Origin of the sequence: Stenotrophomonas sp. WED208 (genome assembly GCF_040984485.1) — a bacterium.
Lineage (GTDB): Bacteria > Pseudomonadota > Gammaproteobacteria > Xanthomonadales > Xanthomonadaceae > Stenotrophomonas > Stenotrophomonas riyadhensis.
Window position 1 is genome coordinate 1382935 of the sequence record NZ_JAZARB010000001.1, and the last position, 17252, is coordinate 1400186.

The 17252-nt window shown below is 65.4% G+C and carries 16 protein-coding genes and 1 tRNA gene; 13 read left to right on the forward strand and 4 right to left on the reverse strand.

The window, feature by feature from the left end; all coding sequences use genetic code 11:
- The first annotated feature begins 147 nt into the window (after positions 1–147).
- The gene (locus tag VPH47_RS06015; protein ID WP_110712992.1) at positions 148–630 is read left to right on the forward strand and encodes an RcnB family protein; all 483 of its coding nucleotides are present in this window, start codon (positions 148–150) and stop codon (positions 628–630) included.
- A gap of 48 nt (positions 631–678) precedes the next feature.
- Here the strand turns inward: VPH47_RS06015 and galE are convergent, their stop codons facing one another.
- The 4 genes from galE to VPH47_RS06035 all read right to left on the reverse strand — a co-directional run bounded on the left by galE (position 679) and on the right by VPH47_RS06035 (position 5671).
- Positions 679–1701, reverse strand: coding sequence for a UDP-glucose 4-epimerase GalE (galE, locus tag VPH47_RS06020; protein ID WP_368850328.1), 1023 nt, complete (start codon positions 1699–1701; stop codon positions 679–681).
- A gap of 75 nt (positions 1702–1776) precedes the next feature.
- A complete protein-coding gene (locus tag VPH47_RS06025) occupies positions 1777–2634 on the reverse strand; it encodes a polysaccharide deacetylase family protein (RefSeq protein ID WP_014037956.1) in 858 nt (285 codons plus the stop codon).
- A complete protein-coding gene (locus VPH47_RS06030; RefSeq protein ID WP_180846263.1) occupies positions 2627–3772 on the reverse strand; it encodes a glycosyltransferase family 4 protein in 1146 nt (381 codons plus the stop codon). Before VPH47_RS06030 ends, VPH47_RS06025 begins: the two co-directional genes overlap by 8 nt.
- Before the next feature lie 18 nt (positions 3773–3790).
- On the reverse strand, positions 3791–5671 hold the full coding sequence (locus VPH47_RS06035) for a DUF3413 domain-containing protein (protein WP_368850329.1): 1881 nt from the start codon (positions 5669–5671) through the stop codon (positions 3791–3793).
- 153 nt (positions 5672–5824) lie between these two features.
- Here VPH47_RS06035 and VPH47_RS06040 point away from each other — a divergent pair, with 153 nt between their 5' ends.
- The 12 genes from VPH47_RS06040 to nuoH all read left to right on the forward strand — a co-directional run bounded on the left by VPH47_RS06040 (position 5825) and on the right by nuoH (position 17249).
- Positions 5825–6802 carry an isopenicillin N synthase family dioxygenase gene (locus tag VPH47_RS06040; RefSeq protein WP_368850330.1) on the forward strand — a complete coding sequence of 326 codons (978 nt, stop codon included), beginning with the start codon at positions 5825–5827 and terminating at the stop codon, positions 6800–6802.
- A 694-nt stretch (positions 6803–7496) separates the two neighbouring features.
- Positions 7497–8252 (forward strand): triose-phosphate isomerase, encoded by a 756-nt coding sequence (tpiA, locus tag VPH47_RS06045; protein WP_368850331.1) that lies wholly within the window; start codon positions 7497–7499, stop codon positions 8250–8252.
- Positions 8253–8283: 31 nt separating this feature from the next.
- On the forward strand, positions 8284–8721 hold the full coding sequence (gene secG, locus VPH47_RS06050; protein ID WP_164161536.1) for a preprotein translocase subunit SecG: 438 nt from the start codon (positions 8284–8286) through the stop codon (positions 8719–8721).
- Positions 8722–8772: 51 nt separating this feature from the next.
- Positions 8773–8857: transfer RNA gene (locus tag VPH47_RS06055), tRNA-Leu, on the forward strand.
- Between the two features lie 111 nt (positions 8858–8968).
- Positions 8969–9325, forward strand: coding sequence for an NADH-quinone oxidoreductase subunit A (locus VPH47_RS06060; protein WP_008265012.1), 357 nt, complete (start codon positions 8969–8971; stop codon positions 9323–9325).
- Positions 9316–9870, forward strand: coding sequence for an NADH-quinone oxidoreductase subunit B family protein (locus tag VPH47_RS06065; RefSeq protein WP_005417936.1), 555 nt, complete (start codon positions 9316–9318; stop codon positions 9868–9870). Before VPH47_RS06060 ends, VPH47_RS06065 begins: the two co-directional genes overlap by 10 nt.
- Before the next feature lie 33 nt (positions 9871–9903).
- Complete coding sequence (locus VPH47_RS06070) at positions 9904–10653, forward strand: NADH-quinone oxidoreductase subunit C (protein ID WP_005410462.1); 750 nt, start codon at positions 9904–9906, stop codon at positions 10651–10653.
- A complete protein-coding gene (locus tag VPH47_RS06075; protein WP_110712985.1) occupies positions 10650–11957 on the forward strand; it encodes an NADH-quinone oxidoreductase subunit D in 1308 nt (435 codons plus the stop codon). Before VPH47_RS06070 ends, VPH47_RS06075 begins: the two co-directional genes overlap by 4 nt.
- 97 nt (positions 11958–12054) lie before the next feature.
- The gene (gene nuoE, locus VPH47_RS06080; RefSeq protein WP_180846260.1) at positions 12055–12582 is read left to right on the forward strand and encodes an NADH-quinone oxidoreductase subunit NuoE; all 528 of its coding nucleotides are present in this window, start codon (positions 12055–12057) and stop codon (positions 12580–12582) included.
- 4 nt (positions 12583–12586) lie between these two features.
- Positions 12587–13927, forward strand: coding sequence for an NADH-quinone oxidoreductase subunit NuoF (gene nuoF / locus VPH47_RS06085; RefSeq protein WP_005410459.1), 1341 nt, complete (start codon positions 12587–12589; stop codon positions 13925–13927).
- Positions 13924–16158, forward strand: a complete 2235-nt coding sequence (gene nuoG, locus VPH47_RS06090; RefSeq protein WP_110712984.1) for an NADH-quinone oxidoreductase subunit NuoG — start codon at positions 13924–13926, stop codon at positions 16156–16158. Before nuoF ends, nuoG begins: the two co-directional genes overlap by 4 nt.
- Positions 16155–17249, forward strand: coding sequence for an NADH-quinone oxidoreductase subunit NuoH (nuoH, locus tag VPH47_RS06095; RefSeq protein WP_006381129.1), 1095 nt, complete (start codon positions 16155–16157; stop codon positions 17247–17249). The genes nuoG and nuoH overlap by 4 nt, the downstream gene beginning before the upstream one ends.
- The last annotated feature ends 3 nt before the right edge of the window (positions 17250–17252 follow it).

Here is a 17252-nt window from a genome sequence, read left to right on the forward strand (position 1 = left end):
GCTGTGCGCTTTGTGACGCGCTTTGAACGATGCGCGGCGTATCCCCGGCATCAGGATCCCTGCATCGACGCACGCCATGCGCAGGTGGGGACCCGGTCGGAGCGGAGCACGCTCCATCCTTCTTCCTTCGTTGCAAGGACCATGACCATGAACACCTCACTGCGCTACAGCCGCCGCCTGCTGGCAGGTGCGCTGCTGGTGCTGCCGCTGCTGGGCGGTGTCTCCATTGCCAGCGCAGAACGCCGGCCCGAAGGAGGGCCGCACATGTCCGCGCCACGCGAAGAGCCCCTGCGGGCGCCGTGGGGCTACCCGCGGATGGAGCGCCCGCGCGAACTGGGTAATGCGCGCCCAGCGTTCCGCGAAGACTACCGGCACAATTTCCGTGCCGACCATGCCTTCCGCATCGGCCCCTATCATCCGCCGGTCGGCTACGCCTACCAGCGTTGGCACTACGGACAGATCCTGCCGCGCCCCTACTGGGTCGGCGACTATATCCTCAACGATTTCTGGCTGTTCGGCCTGGACATGCCGCCGATGGGCTTTGAATGGGTGCGCTATGGGCCCGATGCGCTGCTGATAAACACGGGCAACGGCGAGATCGTGCAGGTCGTCTACGGGCGATTCTTCTGACCGATGGAACCAGCCTGCGTCATGGCGCAGGCTGGTGCGGTGTTTCGTTCACGGGCGTGACGTTGGCGCTTGGGTCGGCATTTCCCTCTGCCACTTCCAGGTGTCGCGACACATGTCGGCCAGCGTGTGACGGGCCTTCCAGCCCAGCTCGCGCAGCGCCAGCGAGGCGTCGGCGAAGCTGACCGCGATGTCGCCATTGCGTCGCGGGACGATGCGGAACGGAATCCGTGTCCCGGTGACCTGCTCGAACGCCTGGATCAGCTCCAGCACGCTGTGGCCCTGGCCGGTGCCGAGGTTGAGCGTGATGCTGCGTCGTTGATCGCGCAGGAACTGCAGGGCCAGTACATGGGCATTGGCTACATCCTGCACATGGATGTAGTCGCGTACGCCGGTGCCGTCACGGGTCGGATAGTCATCACCGAAGACCTGGACTTCCGGCAGCAGTCCGGCCGCAACCTGCGCGATGTAGGGCATCAGGTTGCTCGGTGTCCCGTGCGGCAGCTCGCCGATCAATGCCGTGCCATGCGCGCCGACGGGATTGAAGTAGCGCAGCGTCGCCACATGCAGGTCCTGGCCCGTGGCGATCAGGTCTGCAAGCAGCTGCTCCACCACCAGCTTGGTGCGGCCATAGGGCGTCATCGCACAGGTTGAAGCGGACTCGGCCACCGGGCAGTGCTCCTGGTTGCCGTACACGGTGGCGGAGGAGCTGAAGACCAGCAGCGTCACCCCGGCATCCTGCATCGCACCGAGCAGGGCAATCGTGCCGCTGATGTTGCTGTCGAAGTACTGCAGGGGCACCTTCTGCGATTCGCCCACGGATTTGAGCGCCGCGAAGTGCAGCACGGCATCGATCGCATGCTGCTGCATCAGGGCGGTCATGCGCGGTCGATCACGGATGTCAGCCTGCACGAACACTGGCGCCGTGCCGGTGATCCGCCCGATGCGCTCGACGACACCGGCGTCGCTGTTGCACAGCGAGTCCACGATGACGACATCGTGCCCCTGCTGCTGCAGCTCGACGCATGCATGCGAGCCGATATAGCCAGCGCCGCCGGTCACCAGTACGTTCATTGCCTTCACTGTTCCTTCGAATCCATTCAAGAATCGGGTGCTGCCCGATCGCCGGGATCGGTGCATTCGCGCCGTTTACGGGCCCGGCACCATCTTCTTCTGCCGGGCCTTGAAGCCGTTGAAGATCGGTGCGATCAGCGGGTTGTAGCTCCAGGCGATGCGTTTGCGAAGCCAGCTGGCCGGGCGGTTGCGGATCGCGAAGCGGTAGATGCGCTCCGGATCTCCACCGACCACGTTGCGGCCGAACGGATGGGTGGTATGCAGGTAGCGGAAGCCTTGTTCGCGCGCCACTTCGATGTAGTCATCGTCGAAGTCGCCATAGGGCCAGCACAGCGTGTCGGAGACTTCGCCGAGCTTCTCCAGCAGCGTCTGCCTGGCCATCGCCAGGTCACCGCTGATGCCTTCGCGGCGCTGTGCACGATCCAGGTCGTCACGCTTCAGCCAGCGAGTGTGGCTGTGGGTGTGGCAGTGGACCTCGAACGTGCCGGCTTCGATCGCCGCGCGTGCTTCGCTCCAGCGCATCATCACTTCGTCGCTGCGGCCCTGCTTGTAGATCAGGTCTTCGCAGGCACGGTGCTCCGGCGTAACCGGCAGCTCCGCGCCTTCGATGCCGGCGTGCGGGCGTACCGGTCCTTCGTGCATCCAGCCGGTGACCACGAACACCACCGCATGCATGCCGTACTTCTGCAGGATCGGATGGGCGTAGACCCAGTTGTCCAGGTAGCCGTCATCGAACGTGATCACGATCGACTTGCGCGGTACCGGCTTGCCGGCAAGGAAGTCGGCGTACTGGTCCAGCGTCAGCGATGTCCAGCCGGTACGTGCGAGCCAGGCGATCTGGCTCTCGAAGTTCTCAGGGGAGACGGTGATCATGCCCGGAGAGTTGCTGACATGGTGGTGCATCAGCACCGGTACGGTTCTGGCATTAGCCATGACCCAGCTCCTTCAACCATTGGAGGTAGTAATTTTCGGTGGCCTCGCCATGGCCGGCCGCGCTGAACCGCGCAGTGCTGCGGATCCAGTCCCAACCGGCACGGCCCATCTGCCGCCGGCGTTCCGGATCGTCCACCAGCAGGCGCAACGCGCCGGTGAGGGCGGCGTCATCGCCCAGCCGGGTGAGGATGGCATTGCTGCCTTCCACCAGCATTTCAGGTACGCCACCAACGCGGTGCGAGACGATCGGCAGCGCCGCCTGCGCGGCTTCGAGGAAGACCGTGCCCGAAGCCTCCTTGTGGGTGGCCAGGGCGAAGATGTCGAAACCGGCCATCAGCCGGTGGGCGTCGCTGCGGAAGCCGAGCAGATGCACCTGGCGCTCCAGCCCGAGTTCGCCGCGCAGGGCCTGCAGGCGGCCCATCACCGGCTCGCCGTCGCCGACCACGGCCAGATGCAGGTCGGGGTTGGCCTTGCACAACGGCGCAATGGCATGCAGCAGTTCGGCATGGCCCTTGGGCTCGCGCAGCACGGCCACGCAGCCGACCACGATGTCGCGCTCGGCGAAACCGAGTTCGGCACGCACCTGGGCGCGGGTGTCCTGCAGTCTTGTCCAGGGATCACCCCGTTCGGTGCCATCCCAGCGGGCCGGTGTCGCCATGGGCGGCACGATGCCGATACGCTCTGCGGCGATGCCACGGTCGACCAGCAGCTGCTTGACGAAGTCGCTGACGGTGATGATGCGGTGCGGCAAGCGGGTATAGGTGAGCAGCGAGTTGACCGGGCTCATCAGGTGGCGCGAGCGCACCACCAGCGGTGTACCGCCCAGGCGCGCGCCGGCGGCAGCGATCAGCGCGTCACGGCGGCTGGTGGTATTGACCACGTCATAGCGCTCGCGGCGCACCAGGCGCGATACCGACCAGATGCCGCGCAGCAGCCGTGTCAGGCCTCCCATGCGCAGGGTATGTACGGTGAAGCCATCATCGCGAGCCAGCTGGGCCAGGCGTGCATCGGGCTGGCACAGCAGCGACACCTCATGGCCACGCGCACGCATCACCTGCATGTGGCGGAAGATGTAGATCTCCTGGCCCCCCATGCCCCTGGCGGCTTCGGTGTGCAGGATGCGCAGTGCGCGTTTCATGGAAACCATCCTCTGTGGTCAGCGGTTGCGGAAGCGGGTCAACGCTTCCCATGCGGTACGGACGGCAGCGGCATCCGGGGCCTGCTGCGGCAGTGGGCGGTAGTGCAGGTCCAGCGAGGTCGCGTTGCCGAACTTGTCGAACACGTAGATGGCGTTGCCATGGCGGACGGCCCGTTGCGACCAGCTTTCCACCACCAGCGCGCGCTCGCCCGCAGGTTCGGCCAGCAGGTCCTGGCCGGTACTGAAATCGGTGAGCGCGTTCTCGCAGCCCAATGCGTGGCGCATCAGGGTCGGCACCCAGTCCTCGTGCGAGCTGATGCGCGTTTCATGTGCATTGCCCTTTCCGGGCCAGTGCAGCACGAACGGTACCTGCAGCTGGTAGTCGGAGAAGTTGCCGTTGTGGCCCCAGTAATTCAGTTTGAGGTCGTTGAATTCCTCGGCATGGTCGCCGGTGACCAGCACGATCGTGTCCTGGTCCAGGCCCTGCGCGCGAAGATCGTCCAGCAGCGTGCCGACCAGGCTGTCGGCGTAGTGCACGGCCGTCCGATACTTGTTCAGTTCGGGGGTCGGGTCGTGGTCCGGGCCGAACTTCATGACGTCGATTTCCCTCGCCATCGGGGTCGCCAGCGGCGGGTAGCCGGGGGGCATGTGGTAGGGCGCGTGGGTGGAATCGAGGAAGACGAACCCGAACCACGGCGTGTGCGCGGCCTGGCTGGTCCGGATGTCCTTCCGCAGCGCGTCCACGATGCTGCGGTCGCGTCCTTCCGAACCCAGCTCGGAAGGCCCCTGGTGCAGCTGGTCGCGGACATCCGCGAACACAGTGCGGTCGAACTCTGGGCTGTACATCGGCGCACTGCCGTACAGATGCAGGTCGTAACCCTGCTGGCCCAGCACCTTGAACAACTGCGAGCCGCGCTGCTCGTCGAGCATGCTCTGCCAGTAGCCGCCCGGAAGGCCGTAGAGCAGGCCGAACAGTCCGTAGCGGGTGGCATTGCCGGTGCTGAAGTGGCGGTCGTACACGCGCGCGTCCTGCGCCAGTGCCGAGGTGTTCGGCATGATCTGCGGGGTGAGGGCGTCGTGGCGCAGTGATTCCAGGACCACCATCAGCACATTCGGCCGGTGTGGATTCTGGCAGCGCAGTGGCTGCAGCGGGTACAACAGCTGCGCATGGCGTGGATCGGGCAGGCCGACCTGCTGCTCGCTGACCACGCCCAGCCTGCGCATGAAGCTCTTGGCAGTGATCGGCTGCGCCCAGGGCAGGTAGTTCCACTGGGCGATCACGTCGCGGTCGCCGCGCGCATCGTAGTAGGCGGTGGCCACCTGGCCACCGGCCATCAGCAGAACGACCACCGCCCAGGCCTGCAGTACCCGCCGCCGGCGCGGCGCGGCAGGCAGCAGCTTCCAGCAGGCCCAGGCGAGGATGCCTTCGGCGGCGAAGATGGCGGCGACCAGCAGTCCGGCCTGCAGCCAGGTTTTCCAGGACAACGCGACCTGGTCCTGCAGCGCGCCGCCGAACACCATGTTCACCACCATGGCATTGAGGTGGAACCGATACAGAGTGAAAACCTTCGCATCAACCAGCAACAGGCATAGCCACAGGCCCTGCAGCAGCACGGCGCTGATGCTCAGCGTGCGCGCGCTGCGCTGCCACAGGCCCAGCAGCAGCGGCAGCAGGCCGGCCAGCGCGCCGAAGGCAAGCAGGTGGCCGGGCAGGGCGATCGCCAGATAGGCCAGCCCCAGGCTGCCGCCCGGGTTGTCGCGCAGCGGCACGTTGCCGAGGGTGATCATCATCGCCAGCAATGCATTGCCCATGACGAACAGGGACCACCATGCGAGGCGGCGCCAGCGGCGGGCGGGGCCTGCGTAGGAGGTGGCAGCGGGGGCAGGGGCTGTGGGCATGGTGCTGGCGGGTTGAGGCGGCGCGGGAGGGCGGCGCGCCGGCAACGTAATGGATTCGTTAAATGCGCGCGGGTCGCGCATTGTATCGGTTTGTTTCCTTGTATCGAGTCGCGTTCGCCGGGCGATCTGTCACAATGTTCAGGCGGGCCATGAATGCGCTGGCCCCCCAGACCCAACGACAAGCCAGGAACCGCTGTGAGCCAGATCCCCACCCTCGACATCACCCGTTTTGACAGCGACCGCGAGGCCTTCGTGGCCGAGCTGGGCGCGGCCTACCGCCAATGGGGATTCGCGGGCATCCGCAACCACGGCATCCCGCAGGCCGACATCGATGCGGCCTACGATGCCTTCAAGGCCTTCTTCGCCCTGCCGGAAGAGGTCAAGCGCAAGTACCACGTGGCCGGCAGCGGCGGCGCCCGTGGCTACACCCCGTTCGGCGTGGAGACCGCCAAGGGCTCCAAGCATTTCGACCTGAAGGAGTTCTGGCACATCGGCCGTGAAATCGCCGATGACTCGAAGTACCGTGACGTGATGGCGCCGAACCTGTGGCCGACCGAGGTCGAGGGCTTCCGTGAGCGCGGTTACGGCCTGTACCAGGCGCTGGACAACCTGGGGTCGCGCGTGCTGTCTGCGCTGGCCCTGCACATCGGTCTGCCGGAAGACTTCTTCGCCGACAAGACCAACTTCGGCAACTCGATCCTGCGCCCGATCCACTACCCGCCGATCACCACCGACGACATCCCGAACGTGCGCGCCGGCGCCCATGGCGACATCAATTTCATCACCCTGCTGGTCGGTGCCAGTGCCGCTGGCCTGGAGGTGCAGTCGCACGAGGGCGAATGGGTGCCGTTCACCTCGGACGCGGACACCATCGTGGTCAACATCGGCGACATGCTGCAGCGCCTGACCAACCACGTGTATCCGTCGACGATCCATCGCGTGGTCAATCCCCCGGGTGACCTGGCGCGCCAGCCGCGCTACTCGGTGCCGTTCTTCCTGCATCCGAACCCCGACTACTTGATCGACGTGCTGCCGTCCTGCATCACCCCGGAGAACCCGAGCCGGTACCCGGAGGCGATCACCGCGCACGGCTTCCTCGAGGAACGCCTGCGCGAGATCAAGCTGAAGTAATGAGTGAGAAGGCCGCCGAAAGGCGGCCTTTTTCTTTGCAGGGCTGCCGCCCTGCACCTGCAGAGGCCAAAGCCAAAGCCAAAGCCAAAGCGGCTCTGGGTTTCTGCTGGTTTGGCGGGGCGGTGTGGGCTGGCAGGACACGCCGTGAACCCGTCCCTGGGGGCTCGATGGCGCCATCCATGGCGCCAACGGTCCTGCCAACCCACACCGCCCACCCCCGACAGTTTCCTGGTGACGGTGGGTAAATCGCGATTCCCGGTAGGTGTCGACCTTGGTCGACACGGTAGATCCACGCCATGCGTGTGGGGTAGGGGTCAGATCCCTTTTCCGCAGGAAAAGGGATCTGACCCCGGCAGCTACCCGCAATGCCGCTTTTGCTTTTGCTCTTCTTATTTCTTTCCGTGGCGGGCGGAACCGCCAGAATGTGTCAGAGGCCGGGCGGGTGGGGATGGCGGGGGTGTCCGCGGCATGGATGCCGCGGCCAAGCCCCCAGGGACGGGTTTACGGCGTCCCCCGGCATCCCCACCCGCCCGGCTAAGCTCACCAATCCAACCGGGCGATCCGCGACCAACCCCACACCCGCCACGAGGGGCTGCGCCGTTCGCTGAAAATCCATGTAACCGCTTACACGGAAACGGATTTTTGCCGTAGCGGGTATCATGACCGGCTGACTTCACACAGGAGCCACCCGCTCATGCGCCGCAAGATCGTCGCCGGAAACTGGAAGCTGCATGGCAGCCGTCAATTCGCCAATGAACTGCTGGGGCAGGTCGCTGCCGGGCTGCCGCTGGAGGGGGTGGACGTGGTGATCCTGCCGCCGTTGCCGTACCTGGGCGAGCTGGTCGAGGACTTTGGTGATACCGGCCTGGCCTTTGGCGCGCAGGATGTGAGCAGCAACGAGAAGGGCGCCTACACCGGCGAGGTCTGCGCGGCCATGCTGGTCGAGGTCGGCGGCCGCTATGGCCTGGTGGGCCATTCCGAGCGCCGCCAGTACCACCACGAGAGCAGCGAGCTGGTCGCGCGCAAGTTCGCCGCCGCCCAGCACGCCGGCCTGGTGCCGGTGCTGTGCGTGGGCGAGACCCTAGAACAGCGCGAGGCCGGGCAGACCGAAGCGGTCATCGCCAGCCAGCTGGCGCCGGTGCTGGAACTGGTCGGCGCAGCCGGCTTCGCCAAGGCCGTGGTCGCCTACGAGCCGGTCTGGGCCATCGGTACCGGCCGTACCGCGACCAAGGAGCAGGCGCAGCAGGTGCACGCGTTCATCCGTGGCGAAGTCGCGCGTATCGATGCTAGAATCGCTGATTCACTGCCCATTGTTTACGGCGGTAGCGTGAAACCCGACAATGCCGGGGAACTGTTCGCGCAGCCGGATGTCGATGGTGGGCTGGTCGGCGGCGCCTCCCTGGTGGCCGCGGACTTCCTGGCCATCGCAAGGGCGGCGGCCGCGAACTAATCCTAGAAGTATTGTCCGAGGGCGGTTTCCAATGCTGATGTTGATCCTCAATGTCGTCTACGTGCTGGTCGCTGTGGCCATGATCGCGCTGATCCTGATGCAGCGTGGTTCGGGTGCGGCGGCGGGTTCGGGCTTTGGTGCCGGTGCCTCGGGTACGGTGTTCGGTGCGCGCGGCGCCTCGAACTTCCTGTCCAAGTCGACCAAGTGGCTGGCTGTCGTGTTCTTCGGCATCAGCCTCTTCATGGCCTGGTATGCCGGTCATGGCAGCCGCCCGGCGGCCGACCAGGATCTGGGTCTGATGTCCGCCCCGGCGGCAGTCGCTCCGGCGGCTCCGGCGGGCGAGCTGCCGGCCGTTCCGAAGGCCGATGCGGTCCCGGCCGCCCCGGTTCCGGCTGCGAATGTGCCGGCTCAGGCGGAATCTTCGGTTTCTGGTGAAGAAAAGCCTTCGGAAGGCTCCCAGAAACGCTGAAGCCGGTTACAATACGCGGCGCATCGGGAAGATAGTCTGATGTGATCGTTTGCCCAGGTGGCGGAATTGGTAGACGCACTACCTTGAGGTGGTAGCGACGCAAGTCGTAGGGGTTCGAGTCCCCTCTTGGGCACCATTTGTAAGTAAAGCGGGTTCGTCTGGCGCGCAAGGCGCCAGGCAGATTCCCGTCCACTCCCCCATGCCAAAGCGCCTGCAGGCGCAGCGGCAGAGGCAAGAGAGAATCGCTGTGCTGGCCGAATATTTGCCGTCTCTGCTGTTTCTGATCGTTGCCACCGGTATCGGCATTACGCTGATGCTGGTTGGTCGATTCCTCGGTCCCCGCCGCCCCGATCTGGAAAAGCTGTCGCCGTACGAGTGCGGCTTCGAGGCCTTCGAAGACGCGCGCATGAAGTTCGACGTGCGCTACTACCTGATCGCGATCCAGTTCATCGTCTTCGACCTGGAAATCATCTTCATCGTGCCGTGGACCCAGGTCTTCATGGAGCTGGGTGCCCGTTCGCTCATCACCATGGGCCTGTTCGTCGGCATGCTGTTCCTCGGTTTCATTTACGTCTGGAAGAAGGGAGCGCTGGAATGGGAGTGATTCAGACTCTCGATGGCCTCATGAACAACCCGTCGCCGGAAGGCCGGGTTGATGACATCCTGCGGCCGGAAGGCGACAACCCGCTGCTGGAAAAGGGCTTCGTCACCACCAGCGTCGACGCACTGCTGAACTGGGCGCGCACCGGCTCGATGTGGCCGATGACCTTCGGTCTGGCCTGCTGCGCGGTCGAGATGATGCACGCCGGCGCCGCGCGCCTGGACCTTGACCGCTACGGCGTGGTGTTCCGTCCGTCGCCGCGTCAGTCCGACGTGATGATCGTGGCCGGCACCCTGGTCAACAAGATGGCCCCGGCGCTGCGCAAGGTCTACGACCAGATGCCGGACCCGAAGTGGGTCATCTCGATGGGTAGCTGCGCCAACGGCGGTGGCTATTACCACTACTCCTATTCTGTGGTGCGCGGCTGTGATCGCGTGGTGCCGGTGGACGTCTACGTCCCGGGCTGCCCGCCGACCGCCGAGGCGCTGGTGTACGGGATCCTGCAGCTGCAGAAGAAGATCTGGCGTACACAGACCATCGCCCGCTGACCCCTTCACCTGACAAGAGCGCGCCAAGCCCCCATGGCAGAGCAAGCATCCTTCATCGACCGACTCTCCGCACGTTTCGCAGGTGCGAAGGTCATCGTGGTCGAACCCCGCGGCGAAGTGACGCTGGAAGTGCCTGCCGCCGAGTGGCACGCCACCGCCCTGGCGCTGCGTGACGAGTTTGGTTTCGAGCAGGCCGTGGATCTCTGCGGCGTCGACTACCTCGGTTATGGCTCCGACGAATGGGACACCGCCGACGTGTCCTCGCAGGGCTTCAGTCGTGGCGTCGAAGGCAAGGCCCAGGGCCGCTTCGCGTGGGGCGAGTTCCCCACCGAGGAAAACGGTGCCGATGGTGCCCGCCCGCAGCACATGCCGACCCAGCGCTTTGCCGTGGTCGCCCAGCTGCGTTCGTACCAGCACAACCTGATGATGCACCTGCGCTGCTTCGCCCCTGACGAAGCGCTGCCGGTAGTGTCCTCGCTGACCGGCATCTGGCCGGGCCTGAACTGGTTCGAGCGCGAAGCGTTCGACCTGTACGGCGTGATCTTCGAAGGCCACCCGGACCTGCGCCGGATCCTGACCGACTACGGTTTCGTCGGCCATCCGTTCCGCAAGGATTTCCCGCTGATCGGCAATGTCGAAGTCCGCTACGACGAAGAAAAGAAGCGCGTGATCTATGAACCGGTCACCTCGGTGGAGCCGCGTGTCGGTGTGCCGCGCGTGATCCGCGACGACGCCCGTCTGCAGACCGCAGAAGGTGAGCGCGCGCAGGAGGCAGTGAAGTGAGCGAGTTCCACCAGGCCCGCGAAGCGTTCGCGAGCAATCCGGCCGAAGCACGGCAGGAAATCCGCAACTACACCATGAACTTCGGCCCGCAGCATCCGGCCGCGCACGGTGTGCTGCGCCTGATCCTGGAAATGGACGGCGAAACCATCATGCGCGCCGACCCGCACGTGGGTCTGCTGCACCGTGGTACCGAAAAGCTGGCCGAGTCCAAGCCGTTCAACCAGTCGATCGGCTACATGGATCGCCTGGACTACGTGTCGATGATGTGCAACGAGCACGCCTACGTGCGCGCGATCGAGACCCTGATGGGCATCGAGGCGCCGGAGCGTGCGCAGTACATCCGCACCATGTACGACGAAATCACCCGCATCCTCAACCACCTGATGTGGCTGGGTTCCAACGCGCTCGACCTGGGTGCGATGGCGGTGATGCTGTACGCCTTCCGCGAGCGCGAAGAGCTGATGGACTGCTATGAAGCGGTCTCCGGCGCGCGCATGCACGCGGCGTACTACCGTCCGGGCGGTGTCTACCGCGACCTGCCGGACCACATGCCGAAGTACAAGGAATCGCGCTGGCACAAGGGCAAGGCGCTGAAGCAGCTCAATGCTTCGCGCGAGGGCTCGCTGCTGGACTTCCTGGAGAACTTCACCGTCGAGTTCCCCAAGCGCATCGACGAATACGAAACCCTGCTGACCGACAACCGTATCTGGAAGCAGCGTACCGTCGGCATCGGCGTGGTCACTCCGGAACTGGCCCACCAGTGGGGCATGACCGGCGTGATGCTGCGCGGCTCGGGCATCGCCTGGGACCTGCGCAAGAAGCGTCCGTATGCCAAGTACGATGCCGTCGATTTCGACATCCCGCTGGGCAAGGAAGGCGACTGCTACGACCGTTACCTGGTCCGCGTTGCCGAAATGCGCGAGTCCAACCGCATCATCAAGCAGTGCGTGGCATGGCTGAAGGCCAACCCCGGCCCGGTCATGGTCAAGAACTTCAAGGTCGCTCCGCCCAAGCGCGAGGACATGAAGGACGACATGGAAGCGCTGATCCACCACTTCAAGCTGTTCAGCGAAGGCTATTGCGTGCCGGCCGGCGAGACCTATGCGGCAGTGGAAGCGCCCAAGGGCGAGTTCGGCTGCTACCTGGTCTCCGACGGCGCCAACAAGCCGTTCCGCGTGCACCTGCGCGCACCGGGCTTCGCCCACCTGTCCTCGATCGATTCGATCGTGCGCGGCCACATGCTGGCCGACGTGGTGGCGATGATCGGCACCTACGACCTGGTGTTCGGCGAGGTTGACCGGTAATGCCGTCCGCCACGCCAACGCCCGCTGCAGGCAGCCGGCGCAAGCCGGCGCCGCAGTTTCTGGAATTTCACGTTATGCATTTCGCTGAGGTCGGCCGATGAAGGCGACAGGTAATTTCGAGGCGGCGCGCGACGTCGACCCGATGGTGGTGCTGAGCGACAAGACCCGCGCTCACATCGATCACTGGCTGTCCAAGTTCCCGCCGGACCGCAAGCGCTCTGCCGTGCTGCAGGGCCTGCATGCGGCCCAGGAGCAGAACCAGGGCTGGCTGACCGACGAACTGATCGCCGGCGTGGCCAAGTACTTGGACCTGCCGCCGGTGTGGGCCTACGAGGTCGCCAGCTTCTACTCGATGTTCGAGACCGAGAAGGTGGGCCGCAACAACGTGGCCATCTGCACCAACATCAGCTGCTGGCTCAATGGCGCCGAGGACATCGTCCGCCATTGCGAGAAGAAGCTGGGCATCAAGCACGGTGAATCGACCGCGGACGGCCGCGTCTACCTCAAGCGCGAGGAAGAGTGCCTGGCCGGCTGCGGTGGCGCGCCGATGATGGTCATCAACGGTCACTACCATGAGCGTCTGACCCTGGAAAAGGTCGACGAGCTGCTGGACGGGCTGGAGTAAGGGCATGGCACATCACCACGAATCCAAGGGTCCGGTCGGCCCCGCGCCGCTGCCGCACCAGGTGGTCTACACCACCCTGCATTACGACACCCCGTGGTCGTACGAAAGCTACCTGAAGACCGGTGGCTACGCCGCCCTGCGCAAGATCCTCGAAGAGAAGATCCCGCCGGAGCAGGTCATCGAGATGGTCAAGGCCTCGGGCCTGCGCGGCCGCGGTGGCGCAGGCTTCCCGACCGGCCTGAAGTGGTCCTTCATGCCCAAGGGCAACATGCAGAAGTACATCCTCTGCAACTCGGACGAATCCGAGCCGGGCACCTGCAAGGATCGCGACATCCTGCGCTACAACCCGCATTCGGTGGTGGAAGGCATGGCGATCGCCTGCTACGCCACCGGTTCGACCGTGGGTTACAACTACCTGCGCGGTGAGTTCCACCACGAGCCGTTCGAGCACTTCGAGCAGGCCCTGGCCGATGCCTATGCAAACGGCTGGCTGGGCAAGAACGTGATGGGCTCGGGCGTGGACATCGACATCTACGGTGCGCTGGGCGCCGGCGCGTACATCTGCGGCGAAGAAACCGCGCTGATGGAATCGCTGGAAGGCAAGAAGGGCCAGCCGCGCTACAAGCCGCCGTTCCCGGCCAACTTCGGCCTGTACGGCAAGCCGTCGACGATCAACAACACCGAAACCTACGGTTCGGTGCCGGCGATCATCCGCAACGGTCCGGAGTGGTTCAAGGGCCTGAGCCTGACCGCCAATGGCGGCCCGAAGTGCTTCTCGGTGTCCGGCTGCGTGCAGAACGGCGGCAACTTCGAAGTGCCGCTGGGCACCAAGTTCCACGACCTGCTGGAAATGGCCGGTGGCCTGCGTCCGGGCCGCACCCTCAAGGGCGCGATCCCGGGCGGCGTGTCGATGCCGGTACTGACCGCGGCCGAGCTGAAGGATCTGCCGATGGACTACGACACCATCCGTGCGCTGGGCTCCGGCCTGGGTTCGGGTGCGATCGTGGTGCTGGACGACAGCGTCTGCTGCGTCAAGTTCGCCTGCCGCATCAGCCAGTTCTTCCACAAGGAATCGTGCGGCCAGTGCACCCCGTGCCGTGAAGGCACCGGCTGGATGCACCGCGTGCTGGAGCGCATCGTCGCCGGCAAGGCCACGATGGAAGACCTGCACCAGCTGAAGGCGGTGGCCGGCCAGATCGAAGGCCACACCATCTGTGCGTTCGGTGAAGCGGCTGCATGGCCCATCCAGGGCTTCTTGCGCCAGTTCTGGGACGAATTCGAGTACTACATCGTCAACGGTCATTCGATGGTTGACGGCAAGAAGGTGGAGGCAGCCGCCGCATGAGCGCGCAACCCGTAAACCCGAACGTGCCACCGGACCACGTGACCATCGAAATCGATGGCAAGTCGCTGGTCGTGCCCAAGGGTTCGATGATCATCCAGGCGGCCGACAAGGCCGGCATTTCGATTCCGCGCTTCTGCTACCACGAGAAGCTGCCGATCGCCGCCAACTGCCGCATGTGCCTGGTGGACGTGGAGAAGTCGCCGAAGCCGGCGCCGGCCTGCGCCACCCCGGTGATGGACGGCATGAAGGTCGCCACCCGCAGCGAAAAGGCACTGAAGTTCCAGCGCTCGGTGATGGAGTTCCTGCTCATCAACCACCCGCTGGACTGCCCGATCTGTGATCAGGGCGGCGAGTGCGAGCTGCAGGACGTGTCGCTGGGCTATGGCCGTTCGGTCAGCCGCTTCAACGAGCGCAAGCGCGTGGTGCCGGACGAGGACATGGGCCCGCTGGTCGCCACCGAGATGACCCGCTGCATCCAGTGCACCCGCTGCGTCCGCTTCACCGCCGACGTTGCCGGTACCTACGAGCTGGGTGGCATGTACCGCGGTGAGAACCTGCAGATCGGTACCTTCGACGGCAAGCCGCTGACCACCGAGCTGTCCGGCAACGTCGTCGACGTCTGCCCGGTCGGCGCACTGACCAACAAGGTGTTCCAGTTCCGCGCCCGCCCGTGGGAACTGACCGCGCGCGAATCGCTGGGCTACCACGACGCGATGGGGTCGAACCTGTTCCTGCACGTGCGTCGCGGCGAAGTGCTGCGCACCGTGCCGCGCGACAACGAAGCCGTGAACGAGTGCTGGCTGTCCGACCGTGACCGCTACTCGCACCAGGGCCTGTACAGCGAAGACCGTGCGGTCAAGCCGCTGCGCAAGGTCAATGGCGAGTGGAAGGAAGTGAGCTGGGCCGAAGGCCTGGCCGCGGCCGCCGAGATCCTCAAGGCCAACCAGGGCGACAACCTGGGCGTGCTGGTGCACCCGTCCACCTCGAACGAGGAAGGCGCGCTGCTGGCCCGCCTGGCCAAGGGCCTGGGCTCGAGCAACATCGACCACCGCATCAACAACCGCGATTTCTCCGACGCCGCAACCGCCGAAGTGTTCGGCCTGCCGCTCGCCGAGATCGAAGGCGCCGACCGCATCGTCGTTCTGGGCAGCAACATCCGCCACGAACTGCCGCTGCTGCACGCCCGCCTGCGCAAGGCGCAGACCACCAACGGCGCGAAGATCCACGTCGTCAACCCGGTGGACTTCGACTTTGCCTTCAGTATCGCCGGCAAGCAGATCGTCGCGCCGTCGAAGTTCGTCGACGCACTGGCCAACGCCGAGCTGCGTTCGGCAGTGCAGGGCGGCAACAACACCGTGCTGATCGTCGGTGGCATCGCCGAAAACCATCCGCAGGCTGCCGCGATCCGCGCCGCCGCGCGTGACTTCGCCGCTGCGACCGGTGCCAAGCTGTGCCGCATCCCGCAGGGTGCCAACGCCGTTGGCCTGACCCGCGCAGGTGTGCTGCCGGCCGGCAAGGACGTCGCCGCAATGCTGGCGCAGCCGCGCCAGGCCTACGTGGTGTACGGCCTGGAGCCGGGTCTGGACTTCGCCGACGCTCCCGCCGCGCGCAAGGCGCTGGTCGGCGCCAAGGTGGTGGCCTTCAGCCAGTTCGCCTGCGTCTCCACCCGCGACGTTGCCGACGTGATCCTGCCGATCGGTGCGCTGCCGGAAATCGACGCCACCCTGACCAACCTCGATGGTCGCGAGCAGTCGGCGCGTGCCGGCGGCAAGCTGCCGGGCGAGGCCCGTGAGGGCTGGCGCGTGCTGCGCGCCCTGGGCGGTGAGCTGGCGGTAGCCGGTTTCGACTTCACCGACCTGGCCGGCCTGCGCGCCAGCCTGGCCCCGGTGTCGGTCACCGTTGCCGCCTCGGCACAGCCGGTGGTTGCCGGCGAAGGCCTGGAAGTGGCTTCGACCGCCGCGATCTACCGCACCGATGCGGTGGTCCGTCGCGCCCCGGCGCTGCAGTCGCATCCGCTCAACAACGCCCCGCGCATCGTGCTGAACGCTGAAGATGCCGCTCGCCTGCAGCTGCAGGAAGGGCAGATGGCCAAGGTCGGCACCGATGCCGGCAAGGCCACCCTGCCGGTGGTGGTCGACGCCCGCGTCGCTGCGGGTTCGGTCTGGATTGAATCGGGCCACGGCGCGACCGCGCCGCTGGGTGCCGCTCGCGTAACGGTGGTGGCTGCATGAACGAATTGCTGTTGAACGCGGTCGATCCGCTGCACCAGTGGCTGCTTGGCCTTGGTGACATCGGCGCGCTGATCTGGATCATCCTGAAGATCCTGGTGATCACCGTTCCGGTGATCATCTCGGTGGCCTTCTACGTGGTCTGGGAACGCAAGCTGATCGGCTGGATGCACGTCCGCCACGGCCCGATGTACGTGGGCATGGGCATCTTCCAGGCCTTCGCCGACGTCTTCAAGCTGCTGTTCAAGGAAGTGGTCCAGCCGAGCAGCGCCAACAAGGCGATCTACCTGCTGGCCCCGCTGATCACCCTGGCCCCGGCCTTCGCAGCCTGGTCGGTGGTGCCCTTCGATTCGCAGATCGTGCTGTCCAACGCCAACGCCGGCCTGCTGTACCTGCTGGCGATGACCTCGCTGGGCATCTACGGCATCATCCTGGCCGGTTGGGCATCCAACTCGAAGTATGCGTTCCTGGGTGCGATGCGCGCCTCGGCGCAGATGATCAGCTATGAAATCGCCATGGGCTTCGCCCTGGTCGGCGTGATGATCGCGTCGGGCAGCCTGAACCTGAGCAACATCGTGATGGCGCAGGCCGGCAATTCCGGTTTCTTCGACTGGTTCCTGCTGCCGCTGTTCCCGCTGTTCGTCATCTACTGGGTGTCGGGCGTTGCCGAAACCAACCGCGCGCCGTTCGACGTGGTGGAAGGTGAATCGGAAATCGTCGCTGGCCACATGGTCGAGTACTCGGGCGGTGCGTTCGCGCTGTTCTTCCTGGCCGAATACGCCAACATGATCCTGATCAGCTTCCTGATCTCGATCTTCTTCCTCGGCGGCTGGCTGAGCCCCATCCAGGGCTGGGTCAACTTCGGCGACGTCTCGCCGCTGGTCGACTGGATCTGGAAGGGCGGTGCACCGTGGCTGTTCGTCAAGGTGTTCTTCTTCGCCAGTGCCTACATCTGGTTCCGTGCCAGCTTCCCGCGCTTCCGCTATGACCAGATCATGCGCCTGGGCTGGAAGGTCTTCATCCCGCTGGCCATTCTGTGGATCGCGGTTACCGCCGTCATGGTGTTCTTCGGCGTGATTCAAAAGGGCGTCTAAGTG

Coding starts and splice junctions, on each gene's coding strand:
- nuoF (WP_005410459.1), top strand. CDS start 12,587: ATGGCACATCACCACGAATCCAAGGGTCCGGTCGGCCCCGCGCCGCTG.
- secG (WP_164161536.1), top strand. CDS start 8,284: ATGCTGATGTTGATCCTCAATGTCGTCTACGTGCTGGTCGCTGTGGCC.
- nuoG (WP_110712984.1), top strand. CDS start 13,924: ATGAGCGCGCAACCCGTAAACCCGAACGTGCCACCGGACCACGTGACC.
- VPH47_RS06065 (WP_005417936.1), top strand. CDS start 9,316: ATGGGAGTGATTCAGACTCTCGATGGCCTCATGAACAACCCGTCGCCG.
- nuoE (WP_180846260.1), top strand. CDS start 12,055: ATGAAGGCGACAGGTAATTTCGAGGCGGCGCGCGACGTCGACCCGATG.
- galE (WP_368850328.1), bottom strand. CDS start 1,701: ATGAACGTACTGGTGACCGGCGGCGCTGGCTATATCGGCTCGCATGCA.
- tpiA (WP_368850331.1), top strand. CDS start 7,497: ATGCGCCGCAAGATCGTCGCCGGAAACTGGAAGCTGCATGGCAGCCGT.
- VPH47_RS06040 (WP_368850330.1), top strand. CDS start 5,825: ATGCGCTGGCCCCCCAGACCCAACGACAAGCCAGGAACCGCTGTGAGC.
- VPH47_RS06030 (WP_180846263.1), bottom strand. CDS start 3,772: ATGAAACGCGCACTGCGCATCCTGCACACCGAAGCCGCCAGGGGCATG.
- VPH47_RS06025 (WP_014037956.1), bottom strand. CDS start 2,634: ATGGCTAATGCCAGAACCGTACCGGTGCTGATGCACCACCATGTCAGC.
- nuoH (WP_006381129.1), top strand. CDS start 16,155: ATGAACGAATTGCTGTTGAACGCGGTCGATCCGCTGCACCAGTGGCTG.
- VPH47_RS06070 (WP_005410462.1), top strand. CDS start 9,904: ATGGCAGAGCAAGCATCCTTCATCGACCGACTCTCCGCACGTTTCGCA.
- VPH47_RS06035 (WP_368850329.1), bottom strand. CDS start 5,671: ATGCCCACAGCCCCTGCCCCCGCTGCCACCTCCTACGCAGGCCCCGCC.
- VPH47_RS06015 (WP_110712992.1), top strand. CDS start 148: ATGAACACCTCACTGCGCTACAGCCGCCGCCTGCTGGCAGGTGCGCTG.